This is a genomic window from Pseudonocardia sp. T1-2H (genome assembly GCF_038039215.1).
GTDB lineage: Bacteria > Actinomycetota > Actinomycetes > Mycobacteriales > Pseudonocardiaceae > Pseudonocardia.
The window spans coordinates 2,555,211-2,573,251 of the sequence record NZ_JBBPCL010000001.1 but is presented as its reverse complement, the minus strand read 5'-3'; the positions used below and the strand labels follow the sequence as shown (position 1 = coordinate 2,573,251).

The following is an 18,041-nucleotide window of genomic DNA, read 5'->3' as shown; positions in this document are numbered from 1 at the left end:
TGGCACGCATCACTGAGATGAACGGAGCGACCGGGCTCGAGTTGCGGCACCTGCGGGCCTTCGTGGCGGTCGCGGAGGAGCGCAGCTTCACCCGCGCCGCCACCAGGCTCGCGCTCACCCAGCCCGCGCTGAGCCGCACGGTCGCGTCGTTGGAGCGTCTCGTCGGGCTCGAACTGGTGCTGCGCAATACCCGCACCGTCCGGCTCACGCCCGCCGGGACGCGCCTGCTGCCCTACGCGCATCGAGCCCTGGCCGTCGTCGAGGAGGCCGTCGGCGCCGCCGCGGACCGCCCCGCGGTGCTCCGGGTCGGCTTCACCTGGGGTTCCACCGCCGAGTACACCGGGCCGATCGTGCGGGCGTTCGAGCAGGACCACCCGGGCGTCTCCGTGGAGATCCGGCGCTACGACGACACTGTCGCCGGGCTCGCCGACGGACGGACCCACGTCGGCTTCCTGCCCGGTCCGCCGGACGATCCCCGGCTCGGCACGCTCGTGCTCGCCGAGGAACCCCGCGTCGTCGCCCTGCCGGCGGACCATCCCCTCGCGGTACGTGACGCGGTCCGGCTGCACGAGCTCCAGACGGAGACGATCGTGATCAATGTTGTGTCCGGGACGACCTCGCTCGAGCTGTGGGAAGCGCCGGACCGACCGGCTGCGACCATGCGGGTGCGCAACGTCGACGAGTGGATGGAGGCGATCGCGGCTGGCCGCGGGGTCGGCACGACACCGGCCTCCACGGGGCGCCTCTACACCCATCCGTCGATCCGCTACGTACGGATCGAGGACGCCCCGGACGTGCCGATCACCCTCGCCTGGATGCGCACGGCCCAGCACCCGCTCGTCGCGGACTTCGTCGCGGTCGCGGGGCGGACCCGGCCCCGACGACAGCCCGAATGACGGTCGCTGTCGGCGGAAGGCCCGCGGCCCCGGGGCGGGCGAATCTCAGACCGGGGGCTCCCGGTCGAACCACGGCCGGGCGCTCTCGAGCTGCGTGGCCAGCTGAGCATCCTGCCCTCGGTCCCGGGTGCACCGACGAGCTGGACGCCGAGCGGAACCCCGTCGGCTGTCCAGTACAGCGGTACCGACATGGCCGGGCGGCGGTGATGTCGGCCAGCTGGGTGAAGGGGACCGGCCGACGTTCTCGTCGACCAGCTTGCCGATCACGTTCGTCCTGGCGAGGACGCCGGCGGCCCGGACGGCCAGCAATGCCATCTGCGCCCGCCCTACCTGGTCGCCGAACCCGAACGCGACGCCGAGCAGGGCCTCGTCGAGGAGGTGCAGGAGGTGACGATGGACCCCAACCAAGAGCCCATCTTCGAGGCCACCCCGACAGCAGCGGACATCGCCGCCGCCCGGCCCCTGCGCTCCACGCCCGAGGAACACCTCGTCGACCCGGACGCCGTCACCGTGCGCGAGGCGCGGCGACAGGCCGAGATCCTCGCCGACCTCAACGCCCAGCGCGCGCGGGCGGCGAGCGACCCCGTCGTGCAGTGGCAGCGCCAGCGCGACGAGGCCTCCGAGACCCTCGAACAGGAGCGGCAGCGCCGCGACCAGGGCCTCGCCCGCGACCTCAGCGCAGACCGCAGCCTCGACCTGGCTCGCGAACAAACCGTCGACGCCGGCCCCGAGATCGGGCTCGACTTCGACTGATCGCCGCCGCGGCCTGTGCCGTCAGAGGCGCTCGATGATGTCCACGACGTTCCACCGGGCCGGCGAGCCCAGCCCGTACCGGCAGTACTGCCGGGGAAAGTCGGCGACGTACTGGCCCAGGTCCGGGTAGGTCAGCTCCTGGAAGCCCATCCAGGTGCGTTCCTCGCTCCAGCGAGCGCCGATGCTCTCCCGCAGGGAGAGGTGGATACCGTGGACGTGATCTACTGCGAACGACCTCAGGCCGGCGCGCAGGTCCTCAGCGGCGAGGGGCCAGCACTCGCCGTCGTGATCCGCGATCCCGGTCCGGCCGATGAACACGTGGTCGTGGAACCGGGCGATGTCGCCGGGGTCGCCGGTGTAGATGTGGGACACCCGGGTCAGGGACAGCCGACCCGGCAGGTAGCGGCCCATCGAGGGCTTGCCGGGGATCTCGACGTGCTCACCGACCTTGAGCAGCGCCACATCGGCGATCGCCTCGAGCGCGGCCGCGATCCCCGCCTCGTGCGCCTCCCGCACCGCCTCCACCAGCCGAGGCTGATCAAACCGCTGGGAGAACCTGTACAGCAGCCCCAGCGAGGTCGGCGTCTCGAAGTAGATCTCGATCGCCGAACTAGGCGGCTCCTCGACGGCCGGGTCAAACAGCGGCAGAAACCGGTCCGTCACCGCACCCACAGTCGCCGTCATGATCGTCGCCGCCTTCCCTCCCCCTCGCGCCGATCAGGGTACGGCGGTCAGGTCGCTCTTGGCATCAGCGCTGTGGGAGGTCACCCGGCGGCGATTGCGGGTAGGCAGTGCACAGCCAGCACGTCGAGGAGGCTTGGGCGCCATCGCCATACGCGGACCCTGCCCGTAGTCAAGATCAACCCACTGGCCGTGGGGGAACTCCGTGATCTCCTGGCCGTCGTATCCCCCTCCCACATCGTGGGCGAGCAGCTCGCCGTCGTAGCTGCTTGCGTACCGATCGACGCCGCCCTCAGCTGCACTCGGGTCCTCGAACGGCGGGCTCATGGTGGGCTCGGCAGGCGGCGGAGGAGCAGAAGGGGGCGTGAAGTAGGCGGCGCCTAGGCCCGAGACCGGCTCGTCGGCCTGGTTCGTCCACCACGGAGGGCCCGATCAAGGTCTCCCCCTCGCTAGTGGGCAGCTCGATCCCCACATCGGAGGTTGCTGTGTGGTGCTCGGCGAACTGAGCCAAGATGTGGGTCTGCGCAGGACGCAGGCCGTCCTGAAACATCCGCGGCGCGAGGGCCTGGAGCCGCTTTTCGAAGTCCACACGCGACACAAGCTCACTCTGGCCTACCTCGTCCACGCTTCCTCCTAGTCTGCCGTCACGCTGTTGGCGACGAGGTCGGCAAGTCGCACCGCCGCTGCGGTACGTCCGACGGGCTCTGCCTGAGCGTTCACGACCGTCTCGTCGTCGCGGCTCGACGCGTAGTGCTCGCCTGTGAAAGTGACCGAACGCGAACTCCGGGTCGAGAGCTCGGTGATGTTGCCTGTCCCGTGGATGTCGACGAGCTGCTTGAACCCCTGTGCCTGGGCAATGTCGGGCATGTCCACCCACGCGACGGCGACGACCGCCACCGCACGCTTACCGTCCCTGACCTCGAAGAGCCCGCGGAACAGGGCCGAACACGGCTTCTCCCGGAAGAAGGTGTGCACCTGACCGTAGGAGTTCGCAGCGCAACTTCCGTCTTCAGACTCCGCGATCCTTTTGACCCTCAACCCCTGGCGCTCCAGCCGCGCGATGACGCGCGCGGAGTCCCGGTCCCGCGCCTTGGCACTGCTCGACGAGCTTCCCGCCCGGGCGCCTGCTCCTGACGCCCCTGCAGACCCCGTGACCCCAGAACTGCCGAACGCAATCGCGAGCGTGGCGGCGAGAGTAACGGCGAGTCCGAGACCGCCTCGTGGGATCCACTTGCCATCGTCACCCCGCGGCTGGTCGGGCTTGCCCACGAACGTCCTCTCCTGTCACGACGAGCGAGAAGCCCGGGCCGAACAGAAGCTCGGCAGCGAGCTTCTCGATCTTCCAAACGAGAGGTTTGGTCGCTCTGCCCGCTTGATCCGTTACTTTTCGCAGTCCCGCTTGGGACCGGCGGTCGTCGATCGCCCCGGTATAAGCAGTTCCTCGCCTCTCCGACCGAAGCACTGGGAGCGTTCCCTAGACGCCGTGACACCCAGGGCACGGCGGGCCTCCGAAGGCGCGAAGCCGCAGCCCGAGCAGGTAGGTCGTGGACTCGACGGCCACCGCTGTTCCCTGCAACGGCTGCTCGTCCGGGTGGACGGCCAGCGGTCGGGAGGAGGGGTCGCCCGAGACGACCTCGGGGTCGAACAGCCGCCCCAGCTGGGCGTCGGTGAACACCTCGACCGCCGGTGCGACGGCCTTCAACCGGAACGTCGGCAAGGCCACCCGGCCCCACTGGCCGTGCTCGCCGCCGACGAAACCGGTCGGCAGCTGCCGCAGCTGCCGCGGCATCGCCAGCAACCCAGCAGTGTCGGTCGGCGCCCAGCCCTGCAGCGCGGCGAACCGCAACAACTCCGCCACCGAGGTCATCACTGCGTTCGCGGTGGCCTTGGACCGGAACCGGACCTTCCCAGCCCGCAGCGGCCCCGCGACGGTAGCGGCTGGCTGACCAGCCAGTCCTGGAACCCCGCGCAGGGTCAGGAACCCGGGCTCGGCCCACACAACGAACGCGAGTGGCCGCTTCGGCTCGGCCCGCCTGCTGCGGTATCGCCGACCGCGAGGACGGCATGCCCGGTCAGGGCTCCCGCACGCGATAAAATCACTGCACTCCTCACCCAGCTCGCAGGACTGCACAGAATCGGAGTTACGGCGGCCACCACAACGACCGGGCTCAGCACAGGCCACCGTGTCGCGCAGAAGGTGCACGCTGCCCACCAGCGGCGCCAGGCGATCGACCCGTGGCTACGCGCCTTCGTCGACGACGGCGCAACGCGGGTATCGGCAGCCGAGCTCGATCTGGCACGACGGGCACCAGCCGGTCCGCTGCGCGGGCTCCCGATCGCGGTCAAGGGCCGTACCGGCATGACGGCAGCGCAGACCCGCAAGCTGATCGTCGCCGGCGCGATCCCGATCGGCTGCACCTCCACACCCCGCGGGCCCGGCCATCAGACCTGGGGCCACACCGACCGCGGGCCCACCCGGAACCCGTGGCGACCCGACCTCTCCCCCGGCGGCTCCTCCGCAGGCTCGGCCGCCGCGGTCGCGGCCGGCATCGTCTCGCTGGCCACCGGCAGCGACGGCGCCGGCTCGGTCCGGATCCCGGCAGCCTGGTGTGGGGTCTACGGCTACAAGCCGACCACCGAGCTCGGCCTGCTGGGAGGCGTCCCCAGCTCTGCTGCACCGGCGGTGGGCGGCCCGATCGTCCGCGACCCCCGCCTTCTCATCGCCTGGGCCGCTGCCGTCCTCGGCCCGCTCCACCGAGCAGCAGCACCGCAGACCTTCGCCTGGTCTGCCGATCTCGGGTTCGCCGGACCGCACCTGGACGAGGAGGTCGTGCGGATCGCCCGGCGGGCCGGGCGATGTCTGGCCGCGGCCGCGGGAGCCGGCTGGGCCGAGACCTCGATGAGGCTGGTCGACCCGCAACACGCCTGGGCCACCGCCCGCGACCCGCGGGCCAGTGAGCAGGCCCGGGCCCACGCGCGCCGCAGCACCACCACGAACCTGACCCGGCTCGATGAACTGTTCGGGGCGGCGGATCTGCTCCTGACCGCGACCACGCCGGGCCGCCCGCACGGGCACGACGGCCCCGGCGATCACCTCAGCGTCGCGCTGACCTGGGCGTTCAACCTCACCGGCCACCCTGCCGTCACCGTTCCGGCCGGGTTCACCGCCGACGGCGCTCCGGTCGGGCTGCAGCTGATCGCCCGCCACCGCGCCGACGCCGCCCTGCTCGAGCTGGTGGGCCGCTACTGTCCACCCGCGGCGACCGCACCGATCATCCGAGACGAGCTGGAGGCGCCCACCCGATGACGACCTCCAACACCCCCATCGTCGCCGCGACCAGCGCGATGCTCACCTGGCAGCACCGCCGCGGCCGGCCCGCGCGCTGCCTCATCCGGCTCCGCACCATCCGCGGCCCGCACGACAGCCCGGGGCTGTCCACCGCGGCGATCGTCAGCGAGCTGCGCGACAACCCCCGCGGCTACGAGATCGGCTCCGACTTCGCCGGCCTCGCCAACACCGCGCTGCCCCAGCTCATCCCGCCGATGTGCCCACCCGAGGCCGTGGTCTGGTACGCCCACCACGGGCCGTTCTCCAGCTACGACCCGACCGGCCCGGAGACCCTCACCCGGGTCGCCCTGGCCTGGGACGGTGAGCGCTACCTCGAACCCACCGACGACGACCACCGGCTCCTGAGCCCGGAGCAGTTCCGCGACTACACCGCGCTGCTGCACCTCGAACCCGTCGAGGACCTGCTCGCCTCCTGGGCGTGGGACACCTCCCCCGTGCCCGCCCCGCGGCCGCACGCGGGATGACCGAAGGGCAGTACCGATCCCCGGCCGGGAGATCCTGCGCGAGGTCGTCGAGGCCTACCAGCCCTACCGCGACCGCATCACCGAGCAGAACACCCGCGTCCTGGTCATCCGGTTCGACGCCGGCGCCGGTGCGCCGGAGGACTGGGCCACCCGCATGGCCGCCTCCCAGGTCTCGGCCGAGCAGAAGCGGCGCGTCTTCACCAACCTCCGCGCCGCCGCCGACGTGCTCGCGCTGCGGCCGGACACCACGGTGCGCGAGCTCGGCGATCACCTCGCCGCCGCGAACGAGTCCCCCGAGATCGCCGCGGTGATCGTTCAATCCCCTCCCCACGGCACCTGGTCCGCCTGCTCGACCGGATCGCACCGGAGAAGGACATCGACGCCCTCGGCGTCGACGCGGTCCGCACCGCGTGCGCGACCGCCGAGGGCATCACCCGCATCGCCGCGCCCTACCTCGAGCACGGCGCGAGCGTCGCGGTGGCCGGCAGCCGCGGATTCGTCGGCTCCGGCGTCCTCCGCCTCCTGCAGCGGGCCGGTCACGAACCCTTCGAGCTCGACTACGGCGACGACCTGCGGCAGGTCCGCGACGTTGACGTCATCATCTCCACCACCGGCCGCGCCGGCCTACTGCACGCCGAACACCTGCACCGCGGCCACCGGCTGGTCATCGACTCCGGCTTCGTCCCCCACCCCGCAGGCCCCGTCGGCGACGTCCACCCCAGCGCTGCGGGCCTTCCCCGCACCGTCACCCCGGTACCCGGCGGGATCGGCCCGGTCGAGATGGCCACCCTCGCCGAGCGGCTCGTCGTCCAGGTCGCCGCCACCGAGCTCGCCTCGTGGCGCTACCTCGCGCTCGGCCGCGAGGCGGAGACCGGTCTCGCGCTGCACCACAAGCACACGACCGCGGAACTGACCGTCGCCGCCGAGCGCGCCCGGGCCGTCGAGCCGGGCACGAACGCGGACGAACGCGAGAGCAGGACCTCGGATACGACGCCGGCTCGTGACAACGCTCGTCTACCGGGCAGGAGGATTCATTTGGCCTGCGCCGCGGGCGGGCGTGTATCTCGTCGGGAGTGGGTATCGCTAGCCCGGACGGTGTACTGACGTAGTGCTGGTGGACCTCTTGTGGTTCGACGGCTGGGAGGAGCAGGGCTATGGGTGCCTCCCGTAACGGGTTGGTCCGTTCGTTCGCCGTGGAGTTCAGCGACGCGTCATGCCTGCCGGGTCTGCGGTCGCGGCTGCGGCAGTTGATCCCGGCCGGGGACGGCCGGATCGACGCCGAGCTGGTGTGCACGGAACTGGTGACCAACGCCGTCGAGCACGCGGCCGCGCCGCGCAGGGTCCGGGTGGTCCTCGATGCCGCGGATCTGCGGATCGAGGTCGAGGACGGCAGCCCGGACGCACCGTTGACCCCGGGGGTCTCCCGGTTCGGCGCGTTCCGTGGCCGCGGTCTCGCGCTGGTCGAGGCGCTCGCCCGCTGGGGCATCATCCGCGGCCCCGCCGGGAAGACCGTGTGGGCCACCCTCGCCGTTGCCTGAGCTCGGCGAGGCCCGCTGGAGCATCTCCGGCACATCACCCTCAGCCCGGACGGCCCTTGATCGACGTCGCCCACGACGTGGTCGGCCGGGTGCTGAATGTCGCTGACGCGCACCCCAACCCACCGGGGGCGTTGCCACTCCCTCGACCTCCTCGACCTCCCCGGACAGCTGATCTCGCCCGGTGCGCCCATGAGCGCGTGCACTGTGGTGGGAAGTCCGGTTCGGAGGGGTTGTTCCGCGCGGCGCCTGTGTGGGTAGATCAACTAGTGACGCTTGCGTATGTCGAAAGCAGCCATACCAAGGTCCATCCTCGGCCAGACGTGATCCGCGCGCCACGGACCCCGGTAGCGACGTCGCTGCCCCGGGGTATGGACGAGCCGGTTCGACGCGATGACGAGTACGCGGCGTTCCTGCCGTTGCTCGACCGCTACGCCGCCCTTCCCGAGGACCATCCGGACCGCGCCCGGCTGCGGGACGAGCTGGTGATGGGCTTTCTGCCGGTGGTGCGGTGCGGGCATCTGGCCCGTCGCTACAACCGCCACGGCATCGCCGAGGACCTCGAGCAGGTCGGCACGATCGGCCTGATCAACGCGATCGACCGGTACGACGCCGCCCGTGGACCCGGAACGTTCCTGGGGTACCTGGTCCCGACGGTGACCGGGGAGATCCGCCGCTACTTCCGCGACCGGACCTGGTCCACCCGGGTCCCGCGCGGGCTCAAGGAACTCAGCGTCCGGATCAACCGCTGCACCGAGCCCCTGTCGCACCGGCTGGGGCGGGCGCCCAGGCCGAGTGAGCTCGCCACCGAGCTCGGCGTCCCCCTCGGCGAGGTCATCGACGCACTCGGCGCGCGGGAGAGCCAGCACAGCGTCCCGCTCGACCGCCCCTACGGGGAGGACGGGCAGCCGCTGGCCGAGACCTACGGTCGGCTCGACACCGCGTTGGAGCACGTCGAACGGCACGCAGTCCGTCGTCCGTTGATCGAGGCGCTCCCGGCTCGGGAACGCACCATTCTGACGCTGCGGTTCTTCGAGGACCTCACCCAGACCCAGATCGCCGAGCGGGTCGGGCTCTCCCAGATGCACGTCTCCCGGCTGCTCAGCACCACCCTGGCCCAGCTACGCCAGCAGCTCGCCGACGCCGGCAATCCGATCACACTCTGACGCGTCCGGCCACCAGTAGAGGGTGCAGGACGACAACTGCCCGCCGCGGGTGTCGTGGCGAAGGCGGCGTAGCGCCAGCCGATCGCGGTCCTCAACGAGGTCGAGTCGGGCGCCAGAGGTGCGCGCTCGCGGCGCACGATCACTCTGTGCCGGTCAGGTAGTCGGCGAGCATCCCCCCGCGATCCTCCGTGCTCGCCAGATCATGACGAGTCGGAGGCGGTGGCCACGCTGCGCTCGCCCGCCCGGTCGCGCTGGTTCAGCTCGGCGTTGAGGCGGCGGGCTTCCTCGAGCTGGTCTTCCAGGACGACGATGCGGCACGCCGCGTCCAGGGCCGTGCCTTCGTCGGCCAGTGCCCGGACCCGGGCGGCCAACCGCAGCTGATAGCGGGAGTAGCGGCGGTGTCCCCCCGCCGAGCGCTGTGGGACGAGCAGTTTCACCTCATCCAGGCTGCGCAGAAACCCCGGCGTGGCGCCGAGCATCTCCGCGGCCCGGCCCATCGTGTACGCGGGGTAATGCTCGTCGTCGAACTTGTCGGCCGCGGTTTGCCGGTTTCGGGCCATTGCACCTCCACAGACGAGGGGCCCCGGTGCAGACTGCACCGGGGCCCCAGGGGTTAGCTCTTCACACCATCAACCGACTAGAACGTCGGCCTTCTCGACCCGCAGAACTCTGAAACCAACTCCTGCGGGAAACGCATCCGCGCAATAACCGAGAATCACCTTCCGTTCTGACGAGGCGGTACCCACCCGGCCCACACGGCCGACGGCGGGTCTGACAGTGGCGCTGCTTTCCCTTCTCCTCAGTGTTGCTGTCTTGCTGGTGTTGCTGTCTTGCTGGTGTTGCTGCCTTGCTGGTGTTGCTTCACGGGTAGTTACGTCATCTCCCGTGCCTCTGAGATCTTCTTCGCTTCGACGCGCAGGAGACTACACACAGCTCTGAGCGAATGTCTACCGCGGGTGGGTGAGGTTTTCTTGGTCGAGGGAGGCAGCGGCGACTACCAGCTGGTCATGCCGTGCGCGGCGCGCTGCCGGGCCGAGACCTCCGCCCAGTACACGGCCTTTGCCCGCCGGCGCGCGAGCTCGGCTCGGTCGGCGTCGGTGAGGGGTTCGGCGTTCTCGCGCAGGCACCGAAGCGCTGCCTCCCGCGCCTCGGCACAGGCCGTGTCGATCGCCACGACGTACTCACGCTGGTCCTCGAGGATCCGATCACCATGCCGGGCGGGTAGGAGCGCACGAGCGCGGTCAGCGGGCTCAGCACGCCGATGGCCGGCGCAGCGATACCCGGCTGCTAGGCGAGGGTACTTCTTCGGTGTGTCGACGTTTCGCCCGTCGGGTGGGCGGATCAGAGCAGGCTCTCGAGGCGCCGGACCGCCTCCTCGAGCGGTGGCTGCGCGGCCATCTCGGCGGCCAGCCGTCCTGCGGCGCGGACGAAGGCCTGATCCCGCAGGACGGCCCGCACCGCCTTGCCGACGCGATCGGCGTGCCGCTGGTCTGGGGCGACGGTCTCCGCGACCGCTCCTCGCGGCCATCGACATAGGTGCCTCGTCCCGGCATCACCGAAGCACCTGCGGCGCCTCCGGACGGGGCTCGCCTGGCCCATCGAATCTGAACTGCAGCGATATCCGTCTACCAGCCCGCGTCCATGAGGCCTTGTGAGGTTCCCCCGGTAGCTCGGAGTGCTTGCTACCTGGCGGGTGCCGGATCGGCCCCGTCGGCGGGTGTTGCGGGTTGATCGTCCAGCACTGCCCGGTCGGCGCGCCGGGCGGACTCGTACTCGTCGGGTGAGAGCCACCCGAGGCGGGTCTGGATGCGTTCGGTGTTGTACCACCCGTCGACGTAGGCGAACAGCGCGTTCGCGGCCTCTCCGCGAGTCCGCCACGATTTCCGGTAGACGAGCTCGGTCTTGAGTGTGGAGAAGAAGTTCTCCATGAGCGCGTTATCGTAGGAATCGCCGACCGAGCCCATCGACGCCAGAATTCCGTGGTCCTCGAGACGCTGCCCGAAACGCAGAGACGTGTAGTTCGACCCGCGAGCCGAGTGGTGGACTACTTGGCCACTGTGGACGTTGCGGGTCCAGATCGCGTACTCCAGCGCGCCGGGGATCAGGTCGGTGTCGCAGCGGTCCGAGCAACGCCACCCCACGATCCGGTGGGAGAAGGCGTCGCGGACCGCGGCCAGCCAGAACACGCCCTCGCCGCACGGGATGCGAGTGGCGTCGGCGACCCACAACCGGTCCGGCGCGGCCGCGGTGAAGTCCCGGTTGACCAGGTCCGGGGCCGGGGTGGCGCGCGGGTTCTGCCTGGTCGAGCCGGTGCGCCAACGCTTGTGTAGGAACGCGCCCTGCAGCCGGTCCTCCCGCAGGAGCCGCTCGAGGCGTTTGCGGGACACGTGGGGGCCACGGCGACGCAGGGTGGCGTGCACCCGCGGAGCGCCGTAGGTGGCGCCGCAGCGGTGATGGATCCGGCGGATCTCGGCGAGCAGTTCGGTGTCGGCGCGCCGCCGCGGGGACGGGTCGCGCTGTTGGTCAAGCCAGCCGTAGTAGGTCGACGCTGCGACACCGAGGACCGGCAGAACCGGGCTGATCCCGAAACGGCTCTTCAACGCCTCGACCGCTTTCACCACCTCTTCCTTGCCGGGTCCATCTCCGGGGCGAAAAAAGCGCTCGCCGCCTTCAGGATCTCAGTGGCCCGACGGAGTTCGGTATTCTCCTTGGGCAGCCGGCGGAGCTCCTCGGCCTCGGCCGTGGCCGGGCGGTCGTGGCGTTCGCCGTGGTCGGCCTCGGCCTGACGGATCCAGTTCCGCAACGCTTCGTGGTGCACGCCCAGCTGCTCGGCCAGCCGCCGGATCACCGGCTTGGGGTCCGACTCCCGGTAGAGCCGGACCGCGCGCTCACGCAGCTCGTCGGGGTACTTCTTCGGTGCTGCCCCGGAGACTCCTTTCACGGCCCTTCGGCCATGATCGTCGATCTCCGAGCTACCGGGGGAACCTCAAGTGCCCCAGGTGTGGTGGTGCCGGGGATGTCAGTGAACGTGCCGGCTTCGAGAATCACGTTCCGACTCAGCTGATCTTGCGGCGGTAGATTGCGATCGCGATTGTGTAGGCGACGACGAGGATGCCGGCGAGCCAGGCGAGCGCGATCCAGATATCGCCGCCGACGGTTTGCTGGGCGAACAGCGCCCGGATCGTGTTCACGATGGAGGTCACGGGCTGGTTCTCGGCGAACCAGGCGACCGGGCCGGGCATCGAGCCGGTGGGCGCGAATGCGGAGCTGATGAAGGGCAGGAAGATCAGCGGGTAGCTGAAGGCGCTAGCCCCGTCGACCGTTTTCGCCGAGAGCCCGGCGATCACGGCAAGCCAGGTCAAGGCGAGGGTGAACAGGATCAGGATGCCGGCGATCGCTAGCCACGCGCCGACGGATACTCCCGTGCGGAACCCCATGATAAGGGCGACGCCCACGACGATCGCGACGGAGACGAGGTTCGCGACCAGTGAGGTCAACACATGCGCCCACAGCACGCTCGACCGCGCGATCGGCATCGATTGGAACCGCTCGAAGATCCCGCCCTGCAGGTCGAGGAACAGTCGGTAAGCGGTGTACGCGATACCCGACGCGATCGTGATGAGCAGGATGCCGGGCAGCAGGTAGTTGATGTACGACTCGTCGGTTCCAGTGTTGATCGCGCCACCCAGCACGTACACGAACAGCAACATCAGGGCGATCGGGGTGACCGCGGTGGTGATGATCGTGTCGGGGCTGCGGAGGATATGGCGCAGCGAGCGGCCGGTGAGGCTGCCGGTGTCGGCGAGGACGTAGGTGGTCATCGGGAGTCCTTTCCTGCCCGGAAGGTGGCGTCGAGGTGGTCGTCGGTGGCGCCGACGAGAGCGAGGAAGACGTCCTGGAGGGAGGGCTGCTTTTCGACGTACTCGACCTCGGCGGGCGGAAGGAGCTGCTTGAGTTCGCCGAGGGTGCCGTTCTGGATGATCGTGCCCTTGTGCAGGATTGCGATCCGGTCGGCGAGCTGCTCGGCCTCGTCGAGGTACTGGGTGGTGAGCAGCACGGTCGTGCCGCCCTTGGCGAGTTCCTTGACGGCCTCCCACACCTCGATCCGCGCTTGCGGGTCGAGCCCGGTGGTGGGTTCGTCGAGGAAGATGACCGGGGGGTTGCCGATGAGACTCATGGCGATGTCGAGTCGGCGGCGCATGCCGCCCGAGTACGTCGATGCCTTGCGGCCGCCCGCGTCGGTGAGCGAGAAGCGGGCGAGCAGGGCGTCGGCGATCGCACCAGGGTTCTTCAGGTGGCGGAGTTTGGCGACTAGCACGAGGTTCTCCCGACCGCTGAGCACCTCGTCGACCGCGGCGAACTGACCGGTCAGGCTGATCGACTGGCGCACGTCGCCGGGCTCGCCGGCGACGTCGAAGCCATGGACCGTCGCGGTGCCGGCATCGGCCTTCAGCAGCGTCGACAGGATCCGCACGAGCGTGGTCTTGCCCGCACCGTTCGAGCCGAGGAGCGCGAAGATGCTCCCGATGGCGACGTCGAAGTCGACGCCCCGCAGCACATGCACGTCTTTGTAGGACTTCTCGATGCCCCGAACGCGGATCGCGGGTTGGGTAGTCACCTCTGCTCCTCTCGCTCAGCGTCCTCGATCGCCTTTGTCAGCCGAGCGCGCTCCTTGTCGATCCACTGCCTGCCGTCATAGGCCCGCACGAAGGTCTCGGCGAATTCCACAGGATGGTCGCCGACGATCTCGTGCAGCGGCGTGCCATCGGCGGCGGCGCGCTCCCACAGGTCGGCCAAGTCGCCGAACATCCTGACGAGGGTGTCGCCGTCGGTAATGCCCCCGTAGTACATGAAGTACCGGTGCATCGCCTTCGCCGCCGTCCCGTACGGCCCGGGGAGGGCGTCGATGCGGGCCTTGTCCTGCCTGTACTGCTTCTTCTGCTCCAGTGACCCGGTGAGGGTCTCGATCCACTTGACGACCATCAGTTTTCTCCTTCTCCTTGTGCGATGCGGAGCTGTTCGATCCGCTCTGCCAGGAAGCTCCAGGTCCTCCAGAACCCCTCAAGCTGTTCCCGCCCCTTCGAATTGAGCGAGTACACCTTGCGTGGTGGGCCCTTCTCCGAGGGGACCTTTTCCACGTCCACGAAGCCCCGCTGCTCGACCCGGACCAATAGCGCGTACACGGTCCCTTCGACGAGGTCGGAGAAACCCTGCTCGCGCAACCGCGCGGTGATCTCGTAGCCGTACGCCGGACTTGCGGACAGCACCGCGAGGACGATGCCCTCGAGCGTCCCCTTCAGCATCTCCGTCATCTGATTGCCCATCGCTCGCCTCCACCTACTCAGCGATGCTGACTACTGGTAGACGGTAACACTAGGTACCGGTACTTGGCAACGCTAGATACCGGCTTGCTTGCGCAGAGGAGGACGCCCCCAGGGCTCCGTCGTCGTTGATCTGCCTGGCATGTGGGCAGGTTGCAAGGCCCCGGGTCTGTGTCGGGCGGGAGGCCGAGGGGGGGTGAGGCCCGGGCTGAAGACCCACAGCAGCGGCGCGTCGCACTCGCGTCGCCGCAACGTCTCTCTGGATCTTGATCCACGAGCTGATCCACGAACTGCTGCGCGATGCCCACCGCGGCGCGGGGCCAGCCACGCCAACGGATCGTCTGATTGATTTGCTGCGAGGCGCCTGGTCGCGGTCACCACTCGCCGCGATCATGGCGCCGATGACTGCCTCAGCCAGGGACGCAGCGTCCAGTACACGCCCCGCCTCGTCCTGCGGCCAATCACGACCGAGTCAGTCACCGAGCTGGTCGACCTGCACCGGGACCCCGGCATCGCCGCCTGGTACGAGGGTCCCTGGTCGAGCCAACGCGCAGCAGAGTTCGCGACCGACATGGAATGCCGCTGGCGCCGCGACAGGCTCGGAAAGTGGCTCGCCTACGAACGAGAGTCCGGTCACTTGGTCGGCCGGGGCGGACCGTCCCGAACTGATGCCTTCGGCGGCGACGACGGGTCAGCTCACCAACTACGAGATGGGGGTCTCCGTGTATGTGTTGATCAGGTTGCCTGCGGCCAGCCGATGGTGCGCGAGTTGAGTTGCGACTGCCTGCTCGTCGGCCCAACGGCCCTGTGAACCGCTCCGGCGTGTCCGGAGAGCTATCGGCTTGAGCCCTGTGGCTCCGGTCGGGGTGCTCGTTGACGGTAGTGGGCGGCCTCCAGCTCGGCAGGCGGGATGTCCCCGGCGGCGCTGTGTAGGCGGCGGCGGTTGAACCAGTCGACGTACTCGAGGGGGGCGATCTCGACCTTCTCGACGCTGCGCCAGGACCCTCTCGGTTTGATCAGCTCGGTCTTGAACAGCCCGATCGTGGACTCGGCCAAGGCGTTGTCGTAGGCGTCGCCGACCGTGCCGACCGACGGTGCCGCGCCGGCGACGGCGAGGCGCTCGGTGTAGGCGATGGACGTGTATTACGACCCGGCGTCGGTGTGCATGATCAACCCGTCCAGCTCGGCGCGGCCCTGTCCGGTGCGGGTCCAGACTGCGTGTTCGAGGGCGTCGAGGACGAGCTCGGTGCGCATGGAAGTCGCCACGCGCCAGCCCAGGATGCGCCTCGAGTAGGCGTCGATGACGAACGCGACGTAGACCATCCCGGACCACGCGGGGACGTAGGTGAAGTCGGCGACCCACAGCTGGTCCGGGGCGGGCGGGTTGAACCGGCGGCCCACCAGGTCCCCGGCACGTGTCTGCCCGCCCGGCAGCGTCGTGCGCATCCGTCGGCCGCGGCGTGCTCCGCCCAGGCCCTAGGCGCGCATGAGCCGCTCGACGGTGCAGCGCGCGACCGGGATGCCCTCGCGGTTGAGCTGGGCCCAGACCTTCCGGGCGCCGTAGACGCCGTAGTTCTCGGCGTGGACCCGCGCCACCTGTGGTGCGAGGTACTCATCGCGCCGCGCCGCCCTGCTCGGTCGGGCGGCTCGGGCGGAGTAGTAGGTGGATGGGGCGATCGGTGCGCCCAACTCGGCGAGCTGGGCACAGATCGACTCGACGCCCCATCGCCGCCCACCGGTCTGATGGGCGGCGTGCTGGTCGATGAACCTCACCAGCGCCCGCGTGGCCGGTCGATCTCGGCCGCGAAGAAGGCCGAGGCCGCATTCAGGATGTCGTTGGCCCGCTTGAGCTCGGCGTTGTCCCGCCGCAGCCTGCGCAGCTCGTCTGACTCCTGCGTGGTCGTGCCGGGCCGGACGCCGGAGTCTGTCTCGGCTTGGCGGACCCACTTGCGCACGGTCTCGCCGGTGCCGACTCCGAGCTTGTCGGCGACGGCGTTCATCGCCGCCCACAGCGAGTCGTAGTCGTCGCGGATCTCGGCGACCATCCGCACCGCCCGCTCACGCAACTCCGGCGGATACGGCGGCTGGGAACGACGTGTCATGACTCCATCTCCTCAGAAGATCAAGTCTCCGGACACGCCGGGGCGGTTCACTCGGCCAGACGGATCGCTGACCTGTCCAAGCGCCGCAACATCATCGGCAGACTGTCTCGAGGACGACTCAACGCTGCCGGGCCGCTGCCACACGGACCAGGTTCATTGAGACAAGACCTTAACTGTGCTGTCTCACTACAGTTGGCTCCGCCCAGCTCACCGCCGGGCCATATTCGCTGAGACAGGACAGTGACGGCTGGGGCGCGTCGGTTCTCAATGAAGCGCAGCCCCGGCGGGGGTGTCACCCTGGGTCCATTGCCGACCACGGGCGAGGCCACGGTCGGTCCACTGTCTCCCACCCGTGGTGATCTGCCTATCGTCGCCGGATAGCTGCGCAACCGGCGGGGATCGCGGGGGTGGAGTTCCCGCTGCGCCCGATGATCGCGGTCCACGCCGACCGGCTCCCCGAAGCCCCGCATGCGGGCTGGTCCTATGAGGCCAAGTTCGACGGTTTCCGCTGCCTCGCCCACCGGCGCGCTGATCGGGTTGCCCTGCAATCCCGGCAGCAGCGTCCGCTCACCCGCTACTTCCCCGAGATCGTGGCCGCCCTCGAACAGCTCGACACCGCCGTCGTGCTCGACGGGGAACTGGTGCTGTGGCGGGAGGGCCGGCTGGACTTCGCCGGCCTGCAACAGCGCATCCGCCCCACCGATGCGCGGGCCCGGCAGCTCTCCCTGGCCAGCCCGGCCTCGTTCGTCGTGTTCGACGTCCTCGCCCTCGACCACCGCGACGTCCGGCCACTCCCCTACCGCGCCCGTCGGCCCCTGCTCGAGGACCTCCTCGGACGCCAGCTCCCGCACGGGCTGGTGCTGATGCCCGCCACGACCGATCCGGCCGTCGCCCGCGCCTGGCTCACCAACCATTCCGCCGCCGGCATCGAAGGGGTCGTCGCCAAACGCCGCGACCAGCCCTACCGCCCCGGCGGCCGGACCTGGCGCAAGATCCGGACCCGGCGCACCACCGAGGCCGTCGTCGGCGGCGTCCTCGGCTCCATCGCCCGACCCGAGGCGCTGATCCTCGGCCGCTACGACACCCGCGGACGACTCCGGGTCGCCGGCCGCACCACCCCGCTCCCCCAACCCGCCCGCGCCGAACTCGGCCACGTCCTCACCACGCCGGCGTCGGGCACGCACCCGTGGCCGGTCACGATCCCGTCGAGCAGGACCGGTGGCGCCACGCCACCCGCTACGTCCGGTTGCGGGCCGACCTGCACCCGGGGGATGTGCCCGTCCTCGACCCACCGGCCTGAGCCGGACCAGGTTGCGAAGGCAGATCAACTTCGGCGCCCCTAAGCGCGACGATGTCGGCCGGCATCACGTGCCAAATGAGGGGAGGGGCTGCCTGCTGCTCCCGCCTGCTGGCCGGCCGAGGCGGGGACATCAGGGCCGTTCCGTCTTGGCGACGGTGAGCAGGACGACGGCGTCGTGGATCGCGTCGAGACTGTGCCGAGCGTCGGGGATGATGAGCATGTCGCCGAGTCGTGCTTCCCAGGCTTCGCCGGCGGCGTGGAGCCGAACCCTGCCGTGCAGGACGTGCAGCGTGGCTTCACCGGGATTATCGTGCTCGGACAGGGATTGTCCGGCCCGTAGACTGATCAGGGTCTGGCGCAGCGTGTGTTCATGACCACCGTAGACGGTGCGAGCGGCGCGACCGCTGGTGTTGGTGACGGCGGTCTCGAGTAGCTCGCGAGCAAGGGCGTCGAGCGAGATCTTCTGCACGGGGC

23 protein-coding genes and 1 pseudogene are annotated in these 18,041 nt (G+C 69.9%); 9 read left to right on the top strand and 15 right to left on the bottom strand.

All coding sequences use genetic code 11. The annotated features are described in order from the left end of the window. Positions 1–17: 17 nt before the first annotated feature. The gene (locus WBK50_RS12880; RefSeq protein ID WP_341335832.1) at positions 18–896 is read left to right on the top strand and encodes a LysR family transcriptional regulator; all 879 of its coding nucleotides are present in this window, start codon (positions 18–20) and stop codon (positions 894–896) included. 45 nt (positions 897–941) lie between these two features. On the opposite strand, the gene WBK50_RS12875 is transcribed toward WBK50_RS12880, so the two are convergent. Continuing rightward, positions 942–1,304 carry a hypothetical protein gene (locus WBK50_RS12875; protein WP_341335831.1) on the bottom strand — a complete coding sequence of 121 codons (363 nt, stop codon included), beginning with the start codon at positions 1,302–1,304 and terminating at the stop codon, positions 942–944. Between WBK50_RS12875 and WBK50_RS12870 the strand changes: the two genes are divergently transcribed. Beyond that, entirely contained in the window at positions 1,290–1,649 is a 360-nt protein-coding gene (locus WBK50_RS12870) for a hypothetical protein (RefSeq protein ID WP_341335830.1), read from the top strand. The genes WBK50_RS12875 and WBK50_RS12870 overlap by 15 nt on opposite strands. A 21-nt stretch (positions 1,650–1,670) precedes the next feature. Here WBK50_RS12870 and WBK50_RS12865 read toward each other — a convergent pair whose 3' ends face one another. From WBK50_RS12865 to WBK50_RS12855, 3 genes are all read right to left on the bottom strand, one after another. Beyond that, positions 1,671–2,333, bottom strand: a complete 663-nt coding sequence (locus WBK50_RS12865; RefSeq protein ID WP_341335829.1) for a hypothetical protein — start codon at positions 2,331–2,333, stop codon at positions 1,671–1,673. A gap of 630 nt (positions 2,334–2,963) precedes the next feature. After that, positions 2,964–3,599: a hypothetical protein gene (locus WBK50_RS12860; protein WP_341335828.1), complete on the bottom strand. Its 636-nt coding sequence runs from the start codon at positions 3,597–3,599 to the stop codon at positions 2,964–2,966. 205 nt (positions 3,600–3,804) lie between these two features. Next, positions 3,805–4,200 carry a hypothetical protein gene (locus tag WBK50_RS12855; RefSeq protein WP_341335827.1) on the bottom strand — a complete coding sequence of 132 codons (396 nt, stop codon included), beginning with the start codon at positions 4,198–4,200 and terminating at the stop codon, positions 3,805–3,807. A 327-nt stretch (positions 4,201–4,527) separates the two neighbouring features. Here WBK50_RS12855 and WBK50_RS12850 point away from each other — a divergent pair, with 327 nt between their 5' ends. Together WBK50_RS12850 and WBK50_RS12845 are read left to right on the top strand one after the other, a co-directional pair. After that, on the top strand, positions 4,528–5,637 hold the full coding sequence (locus WBK50_RS12850; RefSeq protein WP_341335826.1) for an amidase: 1,110 nt from the start codon (positions 4,528–4,530) through the stop codon (positions 5,635–5,637). Beyond that, positions 5,634–6,143, top strand: a complete 510-nt coding sequence (locus WBK50_RS12845; protein ID WP_341335825.1) for a hypothetical protein — start codon at positions 5,634–5,636, stop codon at positions 6,141–6,143. The genes WBK50_RS12850 and WBK50_RS12845 overlap by 4 nt, the downstream gene beginning before the upstream one ends. A 63-nt stretch (positions 6,144–6,206) precedes the next feature. On the opposite strand, the gene WBK50_RS12840 is transcribed toward WBK50_RS12845, so the two are convergent. After that, positions 6,207–6,344, bottom strand: coding sequence for a hypothetical protein (locus tag WBK50_RS12840; protein WP_341335824.1), 138 nt, complete (start codon positions 6,342–6,344; stop codon positions 6,207–6,209). Here WBK50_RS12840 and WBK50_RS12835 point away from each other — a divergent pair. From WBK50_RS12835 to WBK50_RS12825, 3 genes are all read left to right on the top strand, one after another. After that, complete coding sequence (locus WBK50_RS12835) at positions 6,285–7,247, top strand: hypothetical protein (protein WP_341339373.1); 963 nt, start codon at positions 6,285–6,287, stop codon at positions 7,245–7,247. The two genes, WBK50_RS12840 and WBK50_RS12835, sit on opposite strands and share 60 nt — an antisense overlap. Before the next feature lie 50 nt (positions 7,248–7,297). Then, positions 7,298–7,681, top strand: a complete 384-nt coding sequence (locus WBK50_RS12830) for an ATP-binding protein (protein WP_341335823.1) — start codon at positions 7,298–7,300, stop codon at positions 7,679–7,681. Positions 7,682–8,049: 368 nt separating this feature from the next. Then, the gene (locus WBK50_RS12825; RefSeq protein WP_341335822.1) at positions 8,050–8,844 is read left to right on the top strand and encodes a sigma-70 family RNA polymerase sigma factor; all 795 of its coding nucleotides are present in this window, start codon (positions 8,050–8,052) and stop codon (positions 8,842–8,844) included. Between the two features lie 200 nt (positions 8,845–9,044). Here WBK50_RS12825 and WBK50_RS12820 read toward each other — a convergent pair whose 3' ends face one another. From WBK50_RS12820 to WBK50_RS12785, 8 genes are all read right to left on the bottom strand, one after another. Then, positions 9,045–9,404 (bottom strand): MerR family transcriptional regulator, encoded by a 360-nt coding sequence (locus WBK50_RS12820; protein ID WP_341335821.1) that lies wholly within the window; start codon positions 9,402–9,404, stop codon positions 9,045–9,047. A gap of 434 nt (positions 9,405–9,838) precedes the next feature. Then, positions 9,839–10,018 (bottom strand): hypothetical protein, encoded by a 180-nt coding sequence (locus tag WBK50_RS12815; RefSeq protein ID WP_341335820.1) that lies wholly within the window; start codon positions 10,016–10,018, stop codon positions 9,839–9,841. A 508-nt stretch (positions 10,019–10,526) separates the two neighbouring features. After that, entirely contained in the window at positions 10,527–11,462 is a 936-nt protein-coding gene (locus WBK50_RS12810) for an IS3 family transposase (RefSeq protein WP_341335819.1), read from the bottom strand. Continuing rightward, a complete protein-coding gene (locus WBK50_RS12805) occupies positions 11,459–11,785 on the bottom strand; it encodes a transposase (RefSeq protein WP_341335818.1) in 327 nt (108 codons plus the stop codon). The genes WBK50_RS12810 and WBK50_RS12805 overlap by 4 nt, the downstream gene beginning before the upstream one ends. Before the next feature lie 115 nt (positions 11,786–11,900). Further along, positions 11,901–12,665, bottom strand: coding sequence for an ABC transporter permease (locus WBK50_RS12800; RefSeq protein ID WP_341335817.1), 765 nt, complete (start codon positions 12,663–12,665; stop codon positions 11,901–11,903). Next, positions 12,662–13,462 carry an ABC transporter ATP-binding protein gene (locus WBK50_RS12795; RefSeq protein WP_341335816.1) on the bottom strand — a complete coding sequence of 267 codons (801 nt, stop codon included), beginning with the start codon at positions 13,460–13,462 and terminating at the stop codon, positions 12,662–12,664. The genes WBK50_RS12800 and WBK50_RS12795 overlap by 4 nt, the downstream gene beginning before the upstream one ends. Continuing rightward, on the bottom strand, positions 13,459–13,827 hold the full coding sequence (locus WBK50_RS12790; protein WP_341335815.1) for a DUF1048 domain-containing protein: 369 nt from the start codon (positions 13,825–13,827) through the stop codon (positions 13,459–13,461). The genes WBK50_RS12795 and WBK50_RS12790 overlap by 4 nt, the downstream gene beginning before the upstream one ends. Next, positions 13,827–14,168 (bottom strand): PadR family transcriptional regulator, encoded by a 342-nt coding sequence (locus WBK50_RS12785; protein WP_341335814.1) that lies wholly within the window; start codon positions 14,166–14,168, stop codon positions 13,827–13,829. The genes WBK50_RS12790 and WBK50_RS12785 overlap by 1 nt, the downstream gene beginning before the upstream one ends. A 361-nt stretch (positions 14,169–14,529) precedes the next feature. Here WBK50_RS12785 and WBK50_RS35100 point away from each other — a divergent pair, with 361 nt between their 5' ends. Next, positions 14,530–14,976, top strand: a complete 447-nt coding sequence (locus WBK50_RS35100) for a GNAT family N-acetyltransferase (RefSeq protein ID WP_445942354.1) — start codon at positions 14,530–14,532, stop codon at positions 14,974–14,976. Positions 14,977–14,999: 23 nt separating this feature from the next. Here WBK50_RS35100 and WBK50_RS12780 read toward each other — a convergent pair. Beyond that, a pseudogene (locus tag WBK50_RS12780) lies at positions 15,000–16,267 on the bottom strand (IS3 family transposase). 407 nt (positions 16,268–16,674) lie between these two features. Here WBK50_RS12780 and WBK50_RS12775 point away from each other — a divergent pair. Next, positions 16,675–17,610: an ATP-dependent DNA ligase gene (locus WBK50_RS12775; protein ID WP_341335813.1), complete on the top strand. Its 936-nt coding sequence runs from the start codon at positions 16,675–16,677 to the stop codon at positions 17,608–17,610. An 87-nt stretch (positions 17,611–17,697) separates the two neighbouring features. Here the strand turns inward: WBK50_RS12775 and WBK50_RS12770 are convergent, their stop codons facing one another. After that, a complete protein-coding gene (locus tag WBK50_RS12770) occupies positions 17,698–18,036 on the bottom strand; it encodes a cupin domain-containing protein (protein WP_341335812.1) in 339 nt (112 codons plus the stop codon). Positions 18,037–18,041: the final 5 nt, after the last annotated feature.